An 18873-nucleotide genomic window follows, 5' to 3' on the forward strand; every position below is an offset into this window, starting at 1 on the left:
AAGCTACGGTGAGCAGCCCAAGTGGGGCTCTCACCGTAGCCGAGCGCTACCGCCGCAACGTCGCAGCACTAGAGACTCTACAGACCCTACAAGGGGGCGATAGGGCTGCAACCAATGAAGAGAAGCAGCTACTCGCCCAGTACACCGGCTGGGGCGCAGGCGGCCTATCCGAAATTTTCAACGAGGCCAACCGAGAGACCGAGCCCGAGCGTTTCGAGCTCAAAGAACTACTAGGTGAAGAGGGCTACCGGCAAGCCGCCCGAGGGGTCAACTACGCCCACTACACTGACCCAACCTACACCAATGCGGTATGGCAGGGCCTGAAAGAATACGGCTTCACCAGCGGCCAAGTCCTAGAACCTGGTAGCGGTATCGGCAACTTTATTAGCAAGGCCCCCGCTGATACCCGTGTCACCGGCATTGAGATTGACCCGACCAGCGCGGCCATCTCAGCCTACCTCTACCCCGAGGCATCCATCCGCAATGAGTCCTTTGCGGAGTCCTTTATCCCCAACGGCTATTTTGATGCCGCCATCGGGAATGTGCCCTTTTCTCAGACGGTTTTGCATGATCCGCGGCATAACGCAGCGGGTCACTCTATGCACAACCACTTCATCATCAAGTCCCTGAACCTGACCAAACCAGGGGGTATGGTCGCACTCATTACCTCAACAGGAACCCTTGATGCGGCTGGGTCTACCGCTCGTGAGGCTATGTATGCCCAGGCTGACCTAGTGGGAGCTTACCGTCTTCCTGAGCGTGCTTTTGATAATGCGGGCACCTCAGTTATGACCGACCTGCTGATTTTCCGTAAACGCATGGACGGTGAGGCCCCGCTCTCTGATGCCTGGCTCACCAGTAAGGAATACACCGCCGAGGACGGGCAGAGCTACCACCGTAACGCCTACTTTGAGGATAATCCCCAGAACTTGCTGGGTGAAAAGGTGCTGAAAACCAATCGCTTTGGTCAGATGAGCGAGACTATTACAGCTACCTCTCAGGAGCGCGAGAACCTGCCCCAGCGCCTAGCTGAAGCTATCGAAGCCGACGCTAAGGTGGCTCTTGCAGCAGGACGCGGCTACTCTACTACCCCGGCCAAGGTCTCAGAAGCCATGCCCTTGCTGTTGCCCGGTGAGCAACTTCTTGACCAGCATATTAGTCTTCAGGGCAACGATTCGTTCACTATCTACCAGGATAAAGAGCAAGTGCCCCTGCCGGTGCCCAAGACCCAGGTGCAGGAGCTAAAGGGCCTGTTGTCCTTGCGTGACCAGGCGAAGGCTCTTCTATCGGCAGAAGCTACCGATGCTGTCTCTGAGACTACGATGGACGCCGCTCGTACCCAGCTACGCGAGACCTACCTGGCACACACCGAAAAGTACGGGCCCCTGAACGGTGGCAAAATCACCTACACCGCCAGTGGTGAGACCAGCGTGCGCCGCCGCCCGGTGATGAGCATCTTCCTCAAAGACCCTGCCGGTGCCCTCGTTCTTGGTCTGGAGAACTACTCCCAGGCAACCAACACGGCGACCCCTGCTGACTTGCTCAACCGCCGCATCCTAGAGCCGCGAAAGCCTGTCACCCACGTGGATAACGCTCTGGATGCCCTGGCAGTATCGCTAGATGTTAAGGGCCAGGTTGATGTTCAGTACATGGGTGAGCTGATGAATGAGTCCCCCGAGGCTGTTGTCTCTGAGCTAGGAGACCGAATCTATGTCCTACCCAACTCCCCTGCTGAGGCACCACAATATCAGACCGCCGAAGAGTACCTATCAGGAAATGTGCGAGCCAAGCTGAAAGAAGCCCAGGCCGCCGCTGAACTCAACCCCCACTTCACCAAGCATGTTCAGGCCCTAGAAAAGGCTATCCCCGAAGATATTGCTTCAGCGGATATTACCGTCCAGCCCGGCGCTGTCTGGATTCCCGATGAAGTCCACGAGCAATTCCTGCGCGAAGAGCTAGGTGATAGGCGAGCTAACCTGCGCCGAGTACACGGCGGCATGTGGGAACTAACCAACAGCTCACGAACTGACCCCAATAACTACGGGACACCCGAGCGTACCCCGGCCCAGCTCTTCCAGGCAGCTATCGAGAAAAAGCCGATTCAGATTATCACCGACAAGCAGCTGAACCCGCAGGCCACCGCCCACGCGAATGACCAGGCCGAACGTATCGCTGACAGGTTCGCACAATGGGTATGGGAAGACCCAGAGCGTCACCAGATGCTGGCGAGAGCCTACAACGACAGGCACAATAACTATGCGCTACGGAACTATACTGAGGCTGGCAAGGCCCTGACCTTACCGGGTCTGGTCAAGACCTTTACCCCGCATGCTCACCAGCGCACTGCGATTGCGCGCATGATTAATGAACCGAGCGTTGGTCTCTTCCATGAAGTCGGTGCCGGTAAGACCGCTGAAATGGTCATCGGCACGATGGAACTAAAGCGCTTAGGCCTGGTGAAAAAGCCGGCAATTCTTGTGCCTAACCACATGCTGGAGCAGTTCTCTCGCGAGTGGCTAGAGCTGTACCCCCAGGCGCGCCTACTGACTGCCTCATCATCAGATATTGGTAACGGGGAGAAGCATAAGCAGTTCATCGCGCGCGTGGCCACCAATGACTGGGATGCCGTCATTATGACCCACGTTGCCTTTAACAAGCTGGAGCTGTCGAACGAGGGCAAAGCGGCCTATCTGCAAAAAGAAGTCGATTTGCTCACTGAATCTCTCTACAAGAATAATGAGCGCGCGGCCCAAGCAGGTAAGCCTACCAAGACTACCAAGGAGCTACAGGAACGCATTGAGGCCCTGGAGCAGGACATTAAGAAGCTGCTGGCTAACCCCTCCCCTGCGGGTATCTCTTTTGAAGAGACCGGCATTGATTACCTGTGTGTTGATGAGATGCACGAGTTCAAGAACCTGAAGACTCCCTCTGCTATCCGTGGTGCCTCTATTGGTGGCTCGAAGAAGGCAACGAACCTGCATTCAGTGGTGGAGTATCTGCGTGATACGAACGGCAACCGGGTCATTACCGCAGCGACCGGAACGCCGGTGGCTAACAGTATGGCAGAGCTCTATGTGATGAACCGCTACCTTGCCCCTGAGCTCCTACGTGAGCAGGGCGTGGAGGACTTTGATTCGTGGGCCGCGACCTATGGTAAGACGGTCACAGAGCTAGAGCTAACCGTGGCCGGTGGTGATTCGTACAAGATGAATACCAGGTTCTCGAAGTTCGTTAATATCCCTGAGCTCATTCGTACCATGCACACCTATGCCGATGTGAAGTTAGCAGATGATTTGTCCTATCTGAAGCGTCCTGAGCTTGAGCCTAATGAAAAGGGTGAGGCCGCGCCGCATGTTCTTTCCTTGAAGCGTTCACCGGAGCAGGCCGCTTACATCACCTTGTTGGCTGAGCGGTATGAGGGGCTATCTGGACGAGCTGGTAAGGGTGAGGATAACGCGCTGGTCATTACCTCTGATGGGCGTAAGGCAGCAGCTGATTACCGTCTGATTGACCCGTCTGCTATTCCCTCGGGGGAAGTGCCAACCAAGGCAGAGGCGACTGCTCAGGTGCTAGCTGAAGTCTATGAGAAGAATAAGAACCGTAGCTACCTGATTCCTGGCACGGATGCGGTTCACCCTAATCCCGGTGCTTTGCAGGTGGTCTTCTGTGACTACGGTGTTCCTGGTAAAGACCGTGGTTTCGATATGTATAACGAGCTGAAGAAGCAGTGCGTTATTGCCGGTATTCCCGAGGACAAGATTCGGTTCATCCAAGATGCTGACTCTGAGGCAAAAAAGGCCAAGCTCTTCCAGCAGTGCCGTGATGGTGAAGTGGCAGTGCTGATTGGCTCTACCTCTCGTATGGGCACCGGTACTAACATTCAGAACCGCCTGGTGCACCTGGTGCATATGGATGCCCCGTGGCGTCCTGCTGACTTGGAGCAGCGTGACGGCCGTATTTTGCGTCCTGGTAATCAGAACCAGCAGGTGCGGATTACTCAGGTTGTGACCGCTGAGACCTTTGATGCGGTGATGTGGTCAACGCTCTTGCGTAAGCAGCGGTTTATCTCCCAGGTTATGCGCGGGGATATGTCTATTCGTACGATGGAGGATCTGGGTAAGGCTGAGGTATCAATGGCCCAGACTCAGGCGATTGCTACGGGCAACCCCTTTATTATGAAGCATTCTGAGGCTGTGGCGAAGGTTCAGAAGCTACGGAATGTGATGACTGGTTTTGAGAACGGACGTCGTCTTGCCCAGTTCCAGTACGATGCTCTCTCTGCCCGTGTCAAGGTGCTAGAGGAACAGATTCCGGCCATGCGGCAGGCAGCGGGGCAGGTGGTTGAGACCTCTGGGGATAAGTTCGCAGCTGTGATGAATGGTCAGCGGTTCGACTCGCGCGCTGATGTTGCTGATGCCTTGAAGCAGTGGGCTGATGGTATCGGTTCACCCTCGTGGGTGCGGGCCCAGCAGCTTGGGCCTGTTATCTCAGTGGGCGGCCTGAACTTTGTGGGTGTTCTTCAAGCGGCTACTCCTGGTCATATCAGTCAGACCCCTGTGACGCTTCATGTTGAGGGTATGCCGTGGGTCAAGGTTGAGGCCGGGTATGCGGAGATGCGGCAGCTCAACAGGGGCCTGGTGATGCGCCTGGAGAACGCGGTCTCATCTGTGGCCGTGAAGGCTGAGGGCATGGAGAAGGAGCTGGCTAAGGCTCGTGAGTTGATGCCTGGCTATAAGGCCAAGGCGGAGGCTGGGTTTACCCAGTTGGAGCAGGTGCGTGTAGCCGAAGCTGAAGAGCTACGTCTGAGGAAGCTGGTGGAGAAGTTCAAGACCGCTAAGGACGAGGTTCGGGAGCAGATGCTACTGGAGAGCCAGCAGGAAGAGATTAGTTTGATTGCAGATTCGGTGGAGAATCTGGGAGAGAAAGGCAAGGAAGCAATGGAAGAGCTACAGGTAGCCGAAGCTGCGGGCGATGAGCAGGATAAGGTGAGCGGTGTGCTGGTGGATGATGAGAGGGCTTCTGAGGGCCAGGGCGTTGAGGCTCAGGCTCAGGAGCGTGCCCGGCAGCTTGAGCAAGAGCACCGCCAGTTGGTAGATGAGACTAATGGGGTCAAGGCTGAATTGACTGAGGCTTGGGATGAGCTGGGTAAGGCCGAGCGGGAGCTCTTTAAGGTGGGCAATACTGAGGCTGAGATTCTGGGGAAAATGCAGGAGCGTGAACGCATCATCGAGGCTCAGGCGCAGAGTGATTTCAAGCGGCTACGGTCTGCCGAGCAGGAGCTTGAAGAGGCTAGCTTTTTCTCTCGTTCTGCCAAGCGTGAGGCCCTGGAGCAGGTGAAGGCTGAGGTTCAGGGTAAGTACCACGGAGCTACCGAAGCGTATGAGGGGATGAAGTGGGCTAAGGAGACGGATGAAGAGCTGTCTTTGTGGGATAAACAACTGGCTGATGTGAGGGCTAGGAAGGCTGGTCTTGAGCAGGATTCGGCTGATGCGCGGCTTAGGATCGAGAAGGCTGATGGTGCGTTGAAGCAGGTTCAGGGTAAGGCTGAGGCTGTGAAGCAGGAGCGGGTGCAGGTTGACCCTGTGTTGCGGGCGCAGAAGGTGCGAGGGGCCGGGGCGGCGCGTGAGCTGGCTGGGTCTCGTGGTGCTGATGTGCAGAGGGGGCAGGGTATGGTGCGGTAGTGGCTGGTATGCTGGCTGTGGCGCAGGTTGCTCGTTATTTTGCGTTCTTTGGCGCTGATGTTTTGTAGCGTGTGATGTGTGCCCGGTGTGTCTGGTTGCGGTGTGGTAGCCGCGATTGCAGGCATGTTATGGGGTGTGTCTCTGCTGTTAAACAGAGACACACCCCATTTCTACACACCATTAATTCAGCGTTTTTGCATGAATAATTAAATGCATATGCAAAATATGACAAAAAGGTAATAACTATGGATTTCATTAGAGAGAATTGGTTAATTCTAGCATCTACGCTCGGTATCGGAGGAGCTCTTGCCGTAATCGGAAGATATATTTGGACAAGATTTACCGGGTGGATTGAGCGCAATGACCTAGAATCGCAGAAATTACGCCTTGAAAAGATAAAAGAATTAATCCAACTTAGGAACGACTTTTCCGAAGCGAGCAAAAGTGAGGAGGTCCTAGTTCACACAATATTAAAAACAGCGACAACCATTGAGATAATTAAATTGTCGAGCCAGTTAAATAAGAACAATTCAGGATTTAGATATTACCTAAAACAGATATTTTGGTTTTCCCTTGGAATTTTTGGCTTATCCATCTTTTCGGGGCTTATCGTCTACTTCAACTCAAAAAATATATACGCAGCTTCAATCTTCTTTTTTATATTAGCAACATTTGTAGGGTTGGGGGTATTTTCTATTATCGGGACTGAGAGATCAAAGAAAAAATTATCCACTCAATTTATTGCAAGCGCCATACTCCAGGCCAAGAACAGAGAGGATGTTGACATAATCATCACCAAGGCACTCCAGGGTGAAACTTTTGTTGAACCAGTAGACGGATTTAAAGGGTTCTTTTTAGGGGAAATGAGACCAATCAACTACCCGCAAAGCGAGCCTGCGTCAGCAACCCAGGCCTCAAGCAGCTCTCCGCACACTCAGACCACCACCCCACCCGAAAACTAATATAAAGATACCGGAGAGATTCACCCCTACAACGATAAATCTCGCACTGCTGGCTTTCCAGCCACCACCCTACACATTGGAACGGCTGAGAACGGAGACATCATTGACGTACTCTCACATCACATAGCACCTGACGTCATCATCTTCCACTGCATGAAGCTACGCGGGAAAACACTAGCCCGCGTCTACGCCCTGAACTCATAAGGAGAAGAACAACAATGTCTATGAAATCTCAGAACCTCAACATGGAAGAGCTAGAAGCTCTTGGAGAAAAGCTCTCACAGTGGGCAGAATCCGATGAATTTTTCGACGCTCTAGACTCAGCCACCATCACCCCGCGCAATGCCGAAACAGTAGCGTGTGCCGAAAAGATTGTCAGCGCGGCTACCCGCGGCCGCCCCGCTCTTGCAGAAACTGTCAGCGGACACTCCCCCAGCATCAACGCCCGAGTAACTCCTGATATCAAAGAGCGACTTACTCGCTATACCCAAGAACAGGGGTTGAGCACATCCGAAGTTATTCGTGAAGCGCTCGATAACTTCCTACCCAAAGTGGCATAAACAAGCTGTAGCCACGGCGTTGATCTTAGGCGCGATGCAGAGCATCTTACCTAAGATCAACGCCTTTTTGGTTTAAAGTTCATCGGCTAGGGGGGGGGATCCTATGCGTCGCAGGCTCCTTATAGGATCCCCCTAGCCTCAGTTACTGTTTACCTGCCGCTGGGGCTCTGCTGGCATTCGAGGCTAGGGGCTAGACCTTCGCTGTGCAAGCCTAAAGGCCAAGGCGTATTCAAAATTTCTTCGGCGCTCCTACGTCGCTTATTTCCTCAGAAATTTCGATGCCACCTTGCCCCTACGGGGTTGCACAGCTTTGGGTCTTTAGCCCCTTGACGCCTTCTTCTGCCAGCAGGGGACGGGACAGCTACCAGCCAGGTAACCGACCTGCCGGAGCAAGTGAAAGGAACACAAGCAATGAGCCAGGGTTATGTTTACGACTGGGGTAACGCAGTAGTCGAGGAAGCAGAAGCACCTCACGAGCTGGAGTATCTGGAGTGGGATGAGAGCCTGAAAAATTTCGTTACTAGCTATAGTCTTCAGCGCATCTATCTTCAGCCCTCTAACCGGTGTGAAGTACATGAGGATGAAATGGAATACTGCAATTTAGACAACTTTGGAGATAACTTCAGTGGTATGGAATGGCGTATAGATTCAGAAACTGGTGAGTGCATGAACGCAGGGTGGATGTATGAGATGGGTGAAGCCTACATAGCGGATGAGGCCAGAGCAGAGGCCCTCTGTCAGCGACTATGGGGCCAGAGCATAGAAGAAGCCTACGAGGATAGCGAAGAGAACCACGGCGGGGAAGTATTTTTCTATACAGAGTGGGACTAACTCAGGAACAGGGCTTACTAGCAATCTGTTAGTAAGCCCTACCCTTTTTGATATGCCACTATCACGAAATCGCTTGTTAAGATGAGGGCATGGACGCCGCAGAACGATTCAATAAACGAGTGATTAAGAGTGAAGATGTTGCAGGTTGCTGGGTGTGGGTGGGTGCTCTTGGTGATGATGGGTACGGAAGATTTTGGGTCAAGGATAGTTCGACCGGTAGGCAGAAAGTTTATCGGGCCCATCGTTTTGCTTTACAAGTTGCTCTAGGTTTTAGTGATGCTCAGATGAATTTGGTTCATGTGCTGCATCGTTGTGATAATCCTCTGTGTGTTCGAGCGACCGATGGTTCGGATAGTCATTTGGTGGTGGGTGACCATGAACTGAATATGCAAGATAGGGCCGAACGCAGGCGGCAGGTTGTGCATGGAAATAGAAAAGTTCACGCGCAAAAGGCGCGTGAACTTCGGGATGCTATCAAAGCTAATGGGTATGACCAGCGACTAGTTAGTCAGTTTGTTCTTGGTCTGCATCCTGAGCAACAGACTCTGTTTTAGTGGTTTCTACTTCAGTAAGTTCCTTAGCAAGTTTGAGCAGGCTGGAGACTTCGCTTGATGAGAGGGCCAGCCGTTCTGCAATCTCGCCGTTGCTGATACCTTCAGCTTTCATTTTCTGAACAGCTAGAGACTGCTTGTTCTGGGTTTCAGCGTGGGCGTCCTGAATTTTCTGCTGGAGAGTTTGAATCTGTGCTTGGTGTTCTGCAATTTTTGCTTCAAGGTCATCGATGCCGGTTGCAGCGGTTACGGAGAAGTATTCTTCTGCAAGGCTTAGAAGTTTGGCCTGCTTCTCTTGAATTTTTTGGGCTGCTAGTTCTGCCTTTTTGCGGGCTTCTGATACTTTGCTGCTTTTGCGAGTCATGGTGAACTCCTTGGTTCTGTGGGCTGATGTTTTGGTGTTCTCAGTTTAACATCTGCCGGGTTTTATCCTCACCACCAAACCTAGCGGTCACGGCTTTTACCGCAGATTTGTGGAGGTATTCTTTGAGCACGTTAGCTCTTCATTTTTGCTTTGTTCTGTGGGCACCTGGACGGCGGGGCCGTCGCAGGGGCGCAAGCGCCGGGTTCGATTTTACACAATCGACACGCTCAAGGGCGTGCAAAACTTGATGGATAACCTGGGCACATCTTCCTCCGCAGGGCTCCCCCAGATGCACACAGGTTCATCCACAAGTTTCACACACCACGCTCAGTAGAGTGAACTCCTGACACACAGCCTATTCATCCCGCAGGCTCCTTTCTAAGCTGTGCACAGCAGTTACACTCCCCTGGTCTCGTGTGCAAAATCGCGGCAAGTGTGCCGGACTCATGATCAATTTTCTCGCTGCTCGTTGTTGCTGTTCGCTGTGCTGTACTGTTCGTTCCTCACTGTTGTACAGCTTCTCAGCAACCTTTGTCACGTTTGCTTTCCTGTTCGTGCCTCACCTGAAAACGTGCCAAAGCCACTCGCGCTAGAACCTCTCCCTCCAGCTCGCCGCCACATCTTCCTGCCAATAATTCCTCCGCAGGCTCCCCCATTATTGCCAGTTTCGCTGTGCTCGCTGTCAGTCGCTAATCGCTCTTTTTTCGTCACACCTCTTGCACTCAGTGACTCAGGTTTTCACCAGCATGCTTATTGTTGTAGAATAGTCCCATGATGACCGTGCATAAGCTGTCCCACGGGGATGGCCACACCTACTACACCCATGAGGTGGCGACAGGTGATGCACTGCGCTCAAATGACCGTAAAATCGGCGATTACTATACCGTTGAGGGCCTACCCCCTGGTCAGTGGGTTGGTTCATCTATCCATGAGCTCGGGGTTTCAGGCAACGTCACGGAAGCTCAGATGGAAATGCTCTTCAGTGGCAAAGCCAAGCCATTTACTCCCGAAACTTACACCGAAGTTTTTAACGGAGCCATAGTTGCAGGTGAGTTTGAACGTATTCGGGTGATGGAAGAGGAACGTGTTCGTTTAGGCAAAGAAAACGCTGAGATCATCTTCCGCCTCAAGAACTACGCCTCCCATAGTTCAATCGCCTCGAAGCTGGGAATAGACCGTTCAACAATCACAAAAAAGGTGTCTGAATATAAAAAATCGCAGATTGATCTTTCCCTCTACCCCAAGCGAATCAATATCACTGAGGAAGAGCTGGCAAAGATTATCAGCTCCTACAAACTAACACCTGCCCAGTACCGAGCCGCAGAAATCAAAGCAGAAGAAGCCAAGGAAAAAGCAATCGCAAAATGGGTCAGAGAGCATGGTTTTAACAACAGAGACCACTCCTACCCCACCGCTAATAAGGACTTCCTCAAGGCAGTTCAGAAGAAAATTGACAAGCACAACAGCCTTGGAAAGGCCGAACCTTCCAAGGCTGAAATGCGTGCCTACCGCCTAGAAGTAGCCGCCAAAATGTTCCGCGAAGAGAACGGCTACAACCCCGAAAACGAAGAGCTAGTACGCTACATGCAGCGCCTAGAAAAGCCCGCACAACAGTCAATCGCCGGATACGACCTCGTATTCTCCCCCACCAAATCAGTCTCAATCGCCTGGGGACTGGGTAACGAAAACCTCCGCAAGGGCATCGAAAAAGCCCACGAAGCAGCCATTGCAGATGTCATTACCTACCTGGAAGAAAACGCGCTTTACACCCGTCGCGGGCAAGGCGGTGTGGAGCAAATTGACGTTGACGGTGGCATTATCGGTACTAAATTCCGTCACTATGACTCCCGAGAAGGCGACCCTAATATCCACGACCACCTGGTCATCGTCAACCGCGTCAAGGGTGCAGATGGTAGATGGTCAGCCATCGACGGACGCAATATTTACGGCTACGGGGTCAGCGCCTCAGAACTTTATAACACCAAGATTGCCCAGTACATTCACCAGAACCTGGGCCTTGAGTTCGTTAAAGTACCGCGTAAAGGCAAGTTCATTTACGAGCTGGCCGGTATCGACGATGAGGCAATCAAGGCCTTTTCATCACGCCGCGCCAGTATCAATAAAGAGTACAAAAAGGTTCATGCCCAGTTCGTCAAAGACCACGGCTATGAGCCTAACGAGCGTCAGGTCAAGCAGCTCTACCAGCAGGTTACTCTCTCAACTCGCCCCCAGAAACTCGAAGCTAAGTCACTCAAAGACCTCAACGAGCTATGGCGAGAGAAAGCTACATCCCTCAAAGATGTTTACCTACCCACAGGTGATCAACTCGAAGCGCACTTGTGGAATGCTTCTTGCGAACAGTCTGCAAAAGTCGTCGAGGGAATAAGTAAAGCCATTGCAACCACTCCCCTAGAGCACGCCGAAAAGATTATTGGCCGCCTTGAAGACACCCGTGCGATGTGGAGCGATCGCCACATCGAAGCCGAGGCACACCGCTACTTCCGAGAGCTCACCAACGGCTCTTTTGTTGACGACGACCTCTTCAACAACGCCATCAAGTCCGTCAAAAATATCTCTCTTTCAATGCGGACTGAGCACACAATGGACGTGCCCAAAGAGAAGTTCCGTAAGGACGGCACCAGCGTCTACACCCGAGCAGGTAGCCAGCTCTACACCACCCACCGCATCATCGAAGGTGAGCGAAACCTACTAACAGCCGCCCGCACTGACGCCATCGCCCCGGCTCAAAAGGCTACCTTTGAAGAGCAGCTCAAAGCCCATCAGAAAGACAGCCAGGTATCAGAAGCACAGGAAAACATGGCCCGTGCTTTTGCCACCAGTTCCAAGCGTCTAGTCGTTGGTATCGGCCCTGCCGGTGCCGGTAAAACCACCTCAACCGTGCTTACCGTCAAGACCGTAAAGGCACAAGGACGCAAGGTTATCGGTCTGGCCCCAACCGCAGCAGCGGCAGCTGTCATGAGCCAAGAACTAGGTATCGAAGCTACAACCATTGACCGTTTCCTTTATGGACCTAGTTCCCTGAATGCTGGGGATGTTCTCCTGGTGGATGAAATCGGCATGGTTTCAACTCCCAAACTCAACGAGCTACTGACCCATTCTTACAACAGCGGTGCAGTTATCCGAGGTATGGGCGATACTCGTCAGCTCTCAGCTGTAGGTGCCGGTGGTGCCCTACGACTGATTGAGCGAGAAGTCGGTGCTGTCTACCTCGAAGATGTTTTCCGTTTCCGTAATGAGGACGGTAGCACCAATATTGAAGAGGCCAACGCCTCTATGCTCTTGCGTGAACCTGCTTCAACCGGAGCCGATAAACCTTTTGCCTGGTACCTCGACAATAACCGTGTAATGGCCGGTGAATCTGAGGCTATGCTCTCCAAGGTCTTTGAGGCATGGAGCGCAGATACCGCAGCCGGCAAAAAGTCACTGATGCTGGCAGCTAACAATCAGGCCGTCCAAGAGCTGAATAAGCGCGCCCAGATTCAGGCCATTGCCCAGGGCAAGGTGGTTGAGAATAAGCGGGGTATTATTCTGCACGATTTGACCACTGCCTATAAGGGCGATGTGATTGTTTCACGTCAAAACGATCGAATGAATCGAGTCCGTGACGGCAAGGACTTTGTGAAGAACGGCGACCTCTGGCAGGTTCTCTCTACCCGTAAAGACGGGTCTATGGTGGTCAAGAACCTCAAGCACGGTGGCAAGACTGTTCTTTCAACTGACTACGTTGTCAAGAACGTTGAGCTGGGGTATGCCTCAACTATTCACCGCTCCCAGGGTGCGACCGTAGATACCACCCACGCCTATGTGGATATGAGCACCGACCGCGCCGGTGCCTATGTCGGTTTAACCCGTGGTCGTTTCTCCAACCGCATCTACGTAGCCACCGACGCTGAGAACAACCGCGACGCCGTGCTGGAGGCTATCACTAACAACTACGATAAGAACCTCTCCGTGCATGAAGAGGTAGAGCGTCTGCGCGCAGAGACCCGAGATGTGGCAACCCGCGTCAGCATCTACAACAACCTGGCCGAGCACTCCATGAAGCAGTCCTACGCCACCATGTTGCGCCAGGAAGTCGGGGATACCCTAGCAGAGAAGATGATTAACGCAGAGGCATACGGGGCCCTGTGCTACGAGCTAGATGAAGTCTACCGTGCAGGCTTCGACCCCCGTGATGCTGTACGCCAGGCCTTCCCCACTCGCGGGTTCGAGGACGCCCACGATGCAGCGGCCGTCATGCAGTGGCGTGTGAAGCAGGTACGCGAGCACAACGAGGCACTGCTTGAGGAACGCATGGCCCGCCCGCTAGGTGGCTACTCTGATGCCACACTGGCTAAGATGATTGCCCGCGCTGAGGCCAACCTGCCCAAGAAGCCTGATAGCGCCAACCTTGAAGATGCCAACTGGGCTGACCGTCCCTACGCTCTGGTGAAGACCGAAGAGCTACGCGAGATGCGTATGAAGACCTTTGCCCTGTTGCGCTCTCGTGAGGACGCCAAAGACCCCTATATCGACGATTTGCGGCAGAACGCTTATGCAATGGATAACGAGTGGGTACGACGTGCACAGATGGGCCCGGAGCAAAAGGCCGTGGAACAGTTCGTCCGCGGTGAGAAGCGCCGCGACCATCTCTTCACCATCGTCAAGGCTCTCAAGAGTGAGCAGCGTCTGCGTAGAACCGCGCTCAAGACCGTAGAAGATGCCGGGTACAAGACCCCGGCCAAGGACGCGGTACGTGCGGGCGTCTCGAACCACACCGTTGACCCGTACTGGGCAACTAACCCGATGGTCAAGCCTGAGAACAAGGCTCTGCTAGCGTCTCACCGTAAGCAAATCGGGCAGCTTATCGAACTGCGCGGTAAGCAGCTGGCCGATGAACGCCCTGAATGGGTCAAGTCCCTGGGTGAGGTGCCTGCTTATCCCCGTGCGGCAAAACGCTGGTACAGGATCGCCGGTGAGATTGAGGCATACCGCAACCAGTACAAGGTGCCTGCCGGTGAGGTTGTGGCCATTCCGAAGAAGTACCAAGAATCGGAACGCGGCCAGTACCTGCAAGCCCAGATGGTTGCCATGCACAAGAGCTCCCGCCTGTCATCGACTCTGCTCTCTGCTGAAGAGTCCGCCAGGATTGCCCAGCGTGCCGAGCATCTGCAAGAGACCCGCGAGAACCGCTCAGAGGTTGAGTACGTCCTTGATGTACAGAACCGTGACGAGAAGGTGGCTTACCTCCAGGAGCAGGTCAGCTCCTTTGATGAGCAACTTGCGAATCTATCTACCCAAAGCAATGAGGTGGCCCGCAAGACCCGTGAGCTCAAACAGCTGGTAGAAGAGCTCACTCCCTTGCACCAGCAGTACCGTGTGGAGTTGCTCAAGGCTCAGTCTGATGTGTTCTTTGGTGCGAAGAAGGCCTACCGCCCGGTCAAGGAGGCTAAGGCAGCGCTGGAGGGTGCTAGCTTCTTCAGCCGTGCCAAGGCCGCGCGTCAGGTAGATGAGGCCACCGCCAAGTTTGCTGCATCCTATGGCGGGTTCACCACTCTTGAAGAGGTTGAAGCGCAGTGGGTTCCTGCCCAGGATGTTGTGCGGCAGGCCAAGGAGCGGTTCGAGCTGAACCAGGCAGCCTTGGCTCAGGCTAAGGAGCAGCTGGAGCAGTTCGAGCAGCAGGGTCAGGACGTGAAGCTAAAGGTGATGAAGGCTCGTAGCTCTCGCAAGGACGCTCAGGTGAAGCTGGGTAAGTTGCAGGAGACGGTGCAGGCGCGTCAGCATCGTAGCCGTCAGATTGCTGTGGCTCTTGATGCTCAGGCCAAGCGTGAAAGCGCCGCTGACCGTCTGAACCGCCAGCAGGTAGTGGGTAGCCAGCGGGGCACTACCCGCTAGCAGGTTACCCACCTGATTAAGGGCATAAAAAAAAGGGGGTAGTCCACAGGATCTGTGGACTACCCCCTGGCCATTGCTGGCGGCGGAGTCTATCTACTAGCTACCGGTAGATTCTTTCTCTTCTGTATCTGAGGGGCCCTCTAGCATCTGAGTGGGTTCCTCTTCTGCCGGGTAGAGCACATCCCAATCAATCTTCGGAAAGGGCATGGGTTCAGTCATTGACCGCTCATAGGTGTGAGGCTCAACGTGGTTATAGGGCGTGCAGTTTGAGAACGGGGAGGACGAACCATCAAAGAGCATCTTGTTCTGGATATCAGCTTCACGCCACCATTCCCGTAAGCTCGTGGCCTGTTTCAGTGCGTCTTCATCCCCCACAGGTGTACCGGTCATATCGACTTTGGGAATACTCACGGTAAGGGAGGCCGACCACAGGGCGATGAGGCGGTCTACTGCCTCGGGGTGCAGATACCACTTGATGCAGGGTTGGTGCGCGCGGTTGGACTCGAGAACCTGGAAGTACCATTGCACGAAGTTCTCAAACTCGTCCTGTTGGGCGGGGCTAAGGGTCAGTAGCCGGTTCGGTTCTTGGGGGTTATACAAGGCGCAGGGGCTCCTTCTTATCTGGGGACGGGGACGGGGACGATGAGTTCTCTTTAGCTAGTCCCAGGCTGTAGCCCAGGCTGTTAGCGATTCGCTCTACTTCTTTGGGGTCAATTTTCTCTTTGAGTGCTTCATCTCTGAACCAAGGGGTGGTTTCGACCAGGCCGCGCCCTACACCTGAGATACGGCAGACGGCCCGGAACTGGGGCAGGTTACTGAGTTCGGCCACCGACATAATCTCTTCCTTGCGGCGTGAGATGGAGGTTGAGGTAGCCCCGGTATTGAACCCGCCCTCACGTGAGGCTGAGGACGAAACGGTTTTCTTCTCATAGGTGCCCAGGGTCTTAGCGATAGCCGCTAGCTCACGCTCTTCGTCAATGCCACCACCAACGACCTTGACGGTAGCCGCAGACAGCAGAGACCTAAAGCCCTTTTCGCCGTAGAGCCTGGCCCCGTCTGAGTAGGTCTGGAAATACTGATTGACGATGATGCCGCGAGACCCAAAGTAGGTGTACCGCTTAGGCATGGTACGAATGTGAACGGTGTTGTTCGCTTCATCGAAATCGCAGACCAAGGGCGGGTCAAGCCGTGGGCTTGCCGCATCCAAGGCGGCGTTCATGACAGCCTCAGCGAGCAGGGAGGATAAGGTAGCAGCAGAAGAGCCGCCGTCCTTGACCAAAATGATGAGGGTGTCACGGGTACGGACAAACTTGGCAGGGTCAAAGAGCTCGTGCTTGCGGACGGTGCTGGAGTCGAGCCAAGGGATAATCTCATCGTTAGAGAGCGCCGTGAGAATACGAGAGACACTTCCCAGGATGTTCTCTTTGGTCTTATCGGGCTGTTCGGCCACCTTCTTAATGGTGGCAGCCAATAGAGGGAAATCCTGTTGAACGATGGAATAGAGTTGCCCAAGGGTGGATTCCTGAGTCATCTCCAGCATCTTCACCACCGAGTACCCGCGTGATGAGGCAGCGAGCAAGGAGGCGACAACAACTTTTTGGGCCTCAGGCTCAAAGTAAGCATCCGATGAGACGTTATCGTTCTCGCCTGAGAGCTTGGATGAGTCATTGAGAATCTTGGCATAGGCTTCAGCACGGGAACGGGAGGTGATAGAACCAAGGAAGTTCCAGACCATCAGAGGCTTCGTTTCTTGGCCGTCAGCTACAGGCACAGGTAGCAGGCGTTCTGTATCCCATAACCAGATTTGGCCCATGTGCTGACGGGCGGCAATAATCTCAGCAACCCCATCAGGCTTATTGGCCGTAAAAATATAGGCCCCAGGTGCCTCAATAGCGTGGCGCACTACGATACCGCTGGTTTTACCCATGCGGGGGCCCATAAAGTACAGGCCGACCGACTCCCAGTTCTGGATAACGCATTTTCCTGAACCGATGATACGTCCGATGGTCAGGCCGGTAAGGGTAGCGTACTTGGAGAGGTTTTTACCGGTAGCAGTTTTCTCTAGCTTATGGGCCCCCAGCAGCTGGTTCTTGCGCTCTGGGGACTTCTCGTTAGGTTCTTCCCCAAAGACCACGAAGAAAATAACGCAGCCGATGATGACTAGGGCAACGAGCACCCAGCTAAGGGGTGAGGCTTTGATGCGCCCGGTAATGAGTTCGAGAATGCCAATGAGGGGGTTGAGGCTTGTGGTTTTGGCCCCGGTGAGCCGTTGCCCTACTTGGAGGGCAACGGCCAGACCGATAAAGCCTAGTACCAGTGTGTAGAGCCCCACCCATGAACGTGAGCGGAACATAAGGTTCGTGTCCTTTCTACTACTTCTGCTTAGACAGCACGCATAGGTGAGCGGGCACGAGAGATAGCTTGACCCCACGCTCCATCAGATTCAAAGATTTCTTTCTCGCCCCGTGTGATAGTCAGCTGGAAAGGCTTACCAGGGCCCTCACCGTACTTAAGCAAGAACTTACCGCGTCCGATGGGCGGTGAGACCTGCATGGTTTCAGGATCCATATGACCGGCAGGAGACCAGGAGATGAGGGTCTTCTTCTCACGCTCAGTCATAGGCATGACCTTATCTAGGGCCTCCATGTCGGTCTCAGCCAGCGCCCCGTAGAGCTTCATGGGTGAGCGCTCAAGGAAGCCCTTAGCCTTTTCAGTTAGGCCAGGTTCATTGAACACAAAGTCCTTGGGGGTGTGAGTAATGAGAATCTGGGCAATACCCAAGGTACGGTTCAGACGGGTGATTTCGTCGATATGGTGAATCATCTCAGGGTCAATCTCTAGCAGCGCCCAAAGCTCATCCATAGCCACGCAGTAGTTCCGCTGAGGTTCCAGGCCCACATCAGCTAGACGTTTGGCCGCGCCAATTGCAGCCTGACCGTAGGCCCAGCAAACAATCTGAACTGCCGCGAGTAGGTTCTTGTTTTTAGACTCGCGTACCGATGAGATGTCAAAGTCCACTGAGCGGGTCACGTCAATCTCGGTGGTGGTCTGGCGAGAGAATACGTCGCCAAATGCGCCACCGGTGTTGAAGACGTTCAAAGCCAGCACCAAATCGCGTGAGGCGGCCTTGTATTCTTCTGTGGTTTCAGTCAGTAGCGCGGTTCGCATCGCTTCGTTGCCTGCCAGAACAGCTTGACGTACATCTTCAATCAGAGGCTGGCGGGGCGGGTTTTCTGCCATGCACTGTGCATCTGCTTGGTCGATAGCAAGTGAGAGCAGCAGGGAGTCGTTGGCAACTCGGGTTGCCTTTTCGTCGCCTGAGAGCCGGAAGAGGGACTGCATAGTGGAGACGCGGCGGGTGTGAATCTCTGCCTTGAGGGTCTTTGCGTGGCGGGTGCCGTTGGCGGCGTCAAAGGCTTCGAGGTCTTTGATGCGGTGCCACATGGGCCCGGCATCCAAGGGGTTGATGGCGTCCAACTCGGGGCCTGGTTCGATGACCTGACCGCCCAGAGTTGTGATGGTCTTTCTAAAGTCGGGCTTCACATCGCCCAGGGCCATGATCAAGAACCCTGCATCGGCAATTCCTAGCATCATGCGCTGCACCAGCGTTGATTTGCCGCGACCGTTGAGGCCCATGACGATGGCCAAGGGAGCGGAGATAATACCGGCAAGGTAGAGGGAAACGGGGTCTCCGGTGACGGGCTGGCCGTTGGTCAAAGAGCGGCCCAAGATGGTGCCAATGAGCGGTTCTGAGGAACCGACGCAGAAGGGGAAGAGACCGGCGACCTGTTGGGATGAGGCTGAAAATTCTACGGGTGGTTCGATGATGCTCATGTAGCCGCCACCTGATTTTTTGAATCCTCGGGAGGTCAGTTCGCTGAATTTTGCTTCTGGTGCCGGGGCTTCTTCGGGGGCAAAGTCTTTTTTGGAGCCGTTGAATTTATCGAGGATTTTGATAGTCCAGTCGATGAGGAAGTCCATGTGTCTGCCTGCCTAACGTGGTGGTGGGTGATGTTTTGAGGTGTAAGG

At 54.0% G+C, this 18873-nt stretch carries 10 protein-coding genes; 6 read left to right on the forward strand and 4 right to left on the reverse strand.

Annotated features, from left to right (window positions below; translation table 11 throughout):
• Positions 1 to 8 precede the first annotated feature (8 nt).
• The 5 genes from ACEE09_RS04970 to ACEE09_RS04990 all read left to right on the forward strand — a co-directional run bounded on the left by ACEE09_RS04970 (position 9) and on the right by ACEE09_RS04990 (position 8588).
• Positions 9 to 5681: a helicase-related protein gene (locus tag ACEE09_RS04970; RefSeq protein WP_449082624.1), complete on the forward strand. Its 5673-nt coding sequence runs from the start codon at positions 9 to 11 to the stop codon at positions 5679 to 5681.
• A 245-nt stretch (positions 5682 to 5926) separates the two neighbouring features.
• A complete protein-coding gene (locus ACEE09_RS04975) occupies positions 5927 to 6643 on the forward strand; it encodes a hypothetical protein (RefSeq protein WP_449082625.1) in 717 nt (238 codons plus the stop codon).
• Between the two features lie 218 nt (positions 6644 to 6861).
• On the forward strand, positions 6862 to 7203 hold the full coding sequence (locus ACEE09_RS04980; RefSeq protein ID WP_449082627.1) for a ribbon-helix-helix protein, CopG family: 342 nt from the start codon (positions 6862 to 6864) through the stop codon (positions 7201 to 7203).
• A gap of 411 nt (positions 7204 to 7614) precedes the next feature.
• Positions 7615 to 8034 carry a hypothetical protein gene (locus tag ACEE09_RS04985; protein ID WP_449082628.1) on the forward strand — a complete coding sequence of 140 codons (420 nt, stop codon included), beginning with the start codon at positions 7615 to 7617 and terminating at the stop codon, positions 8032 to 8034.
• Between the two features lie 89 nt (positions 8035 to 8123).
• Complete coding sequence (locus ACEE09_RS04990) at positions 8124 to 8588, forward strand: hypothetical protein (RefSeq protein WP_449082630.1); 465 nt, start codon at positions 8124 to 8126, stop codon at positions 8586 to 8588.
• Here ACEE09_RS04990 and ACEE09_RS04995 read toward each other — a convergent pair.
• Complete coding sequence (locus ACEE09_RS04995) at positions 8539 to 8949, reverse strand: hypothetical protein (RefSeq protein WP_449082632.1); 411 nt, start codon at positions 8947 to 8949, stop codon at positions 8539 to 8541. The genes ACEE09_RS04990 and ACEE09_RS04995 overlap by 50 nt on opposite strands.
• 771 nt (positions 8950 to 9720) lie before the next feature.
• Between ACEE09_RS04995 and mobF the strand changes: the two genes are divergently transcribed.
• Complete coding sequence (gene mobF, locus ACEE09_RS05000; RefSeq protein ID WP_449082634.1) at positions 9721 to 14844, forward strand: MobF family relaxase; 5124 nt, start codon at positions 9721 to 9723, stop codon at positions 14842 to 14844.
• Positions 14845 to 14940: 96 nt separating this feature from the next.
• On the opposite strand, the gene ACEE09_RS05005 is transcribed toward mobF, so the two are convergent.
• Genes ACEE09_RS05005 through ACEE09_RS05015 form a run of 3 tightly spaced genes read right to left on the reverse strand, consistent with a single transcriptional unit; the run spans position 14941 to position 18825 of the window.
• Complete coding sequence (locus ACEE09_RS05005) at positions 14941 to 15444, reverse strand: hypothetical protein (RefSeq protein ID WP_449082636.1); 504 nt, start codon at positions 15442 to 15444, stop codon at positions 14941 to 14943.
• Positions 15437 to 17197, reverse strand: a complete 1761-nt coding sequence (locus tag ACEE09_RS05010; RefSeq protein ID WP_449082638.1) for a type IV secretory system conjugative DNA transfer family protein — start codon at positions 17195 to 17197, stop codon at positions 15437 to 15439. The genes ACEE09_RS05005 and ACEE09_RS05010 overlap by 8 nt, the downstream gene beginning before the upstream one ends.
• A 29-nt stretch (positions 17198 to 17226) precedes the next feature.
• Positions 17227 to 18825 (reverse strand): hypothetical protein, encoded by a 1599-nt coding sequence (locus ACEE09_RS05015; protein WP_449082639.1) that lies wholly within the window; start codon positions 18823 to 18825, stop codon positions 17227 to 17229.
• Positions 18826 to 18873: the final 48 nt, after the last annotated feature.

The sequence above is a fragment of the Rothia sp. 88186D007BW genome (assembly GCF_053544215.1).

What these genes read in the sequence shown, in the direction of transcription:
- ACEE09_RS05015 (WP_449082639.1), bottom strand. Translation starts at nt 18,825, where the DNA reads ATGGACTTCCTCATCGACTGGACTATCAAAATCCTCGATAAATTCAAC.
- mobF (WP_449082634.1), top strand. Translation starts at nt 9,721, where the DNA reads ATGATGACCGTGCATAAGCTGTCCCACGGGGATGGCCACACCTACTAC.
- ACEE09_RS04985 (WP_449082628.1), top strand. Translation starts at nt 7,615, where the DNA reads ATGAGCCAGGGTTATGTTTACGACTGGGGTAACGCAGTAGTCGAGGAA.
- ACEE09_RS05010 (WP_449082638.1), bottom strand. Translation starts at nt 17,197, where the DNA reads ATGTTCCGCTCACGTTCATGGGTGGGGCTCTACACACTGGTACTAGGC.
- ACEE09_RS04975 (WP_449082625.1), top strand. Translation starts at nt 5,927, where the DNA reads ATGGATTTCATTAGAGAGAATTGGTTAATTCTAGCATCTACGCTCGGT.
- ACEE09_RS04990 (WP_449082630.1), top strand. Translation starts at nt 8,124, where the DNA reads ATGGACGCCGCAGAACGATTCAATAAACGAGTGATTAAGAGTGAAGAT.
- ACEE09_RS04995 (WP_449082632.1), bottom strand. Translation starts at nt 8,949, where the DNA reads ATGACTCGCAAAAGCAGCAAAGTATCAGAAGCCCGCAAAAAGGCAGAA.
- ACEE09_RS04980 (WP_449082627.1), top strand. Translation starts at nt 6,862, where the DNA reads ATGTCTATGAAATCTCAGAACCTCAACATGGAAGAGCTAGAAGCTCTT.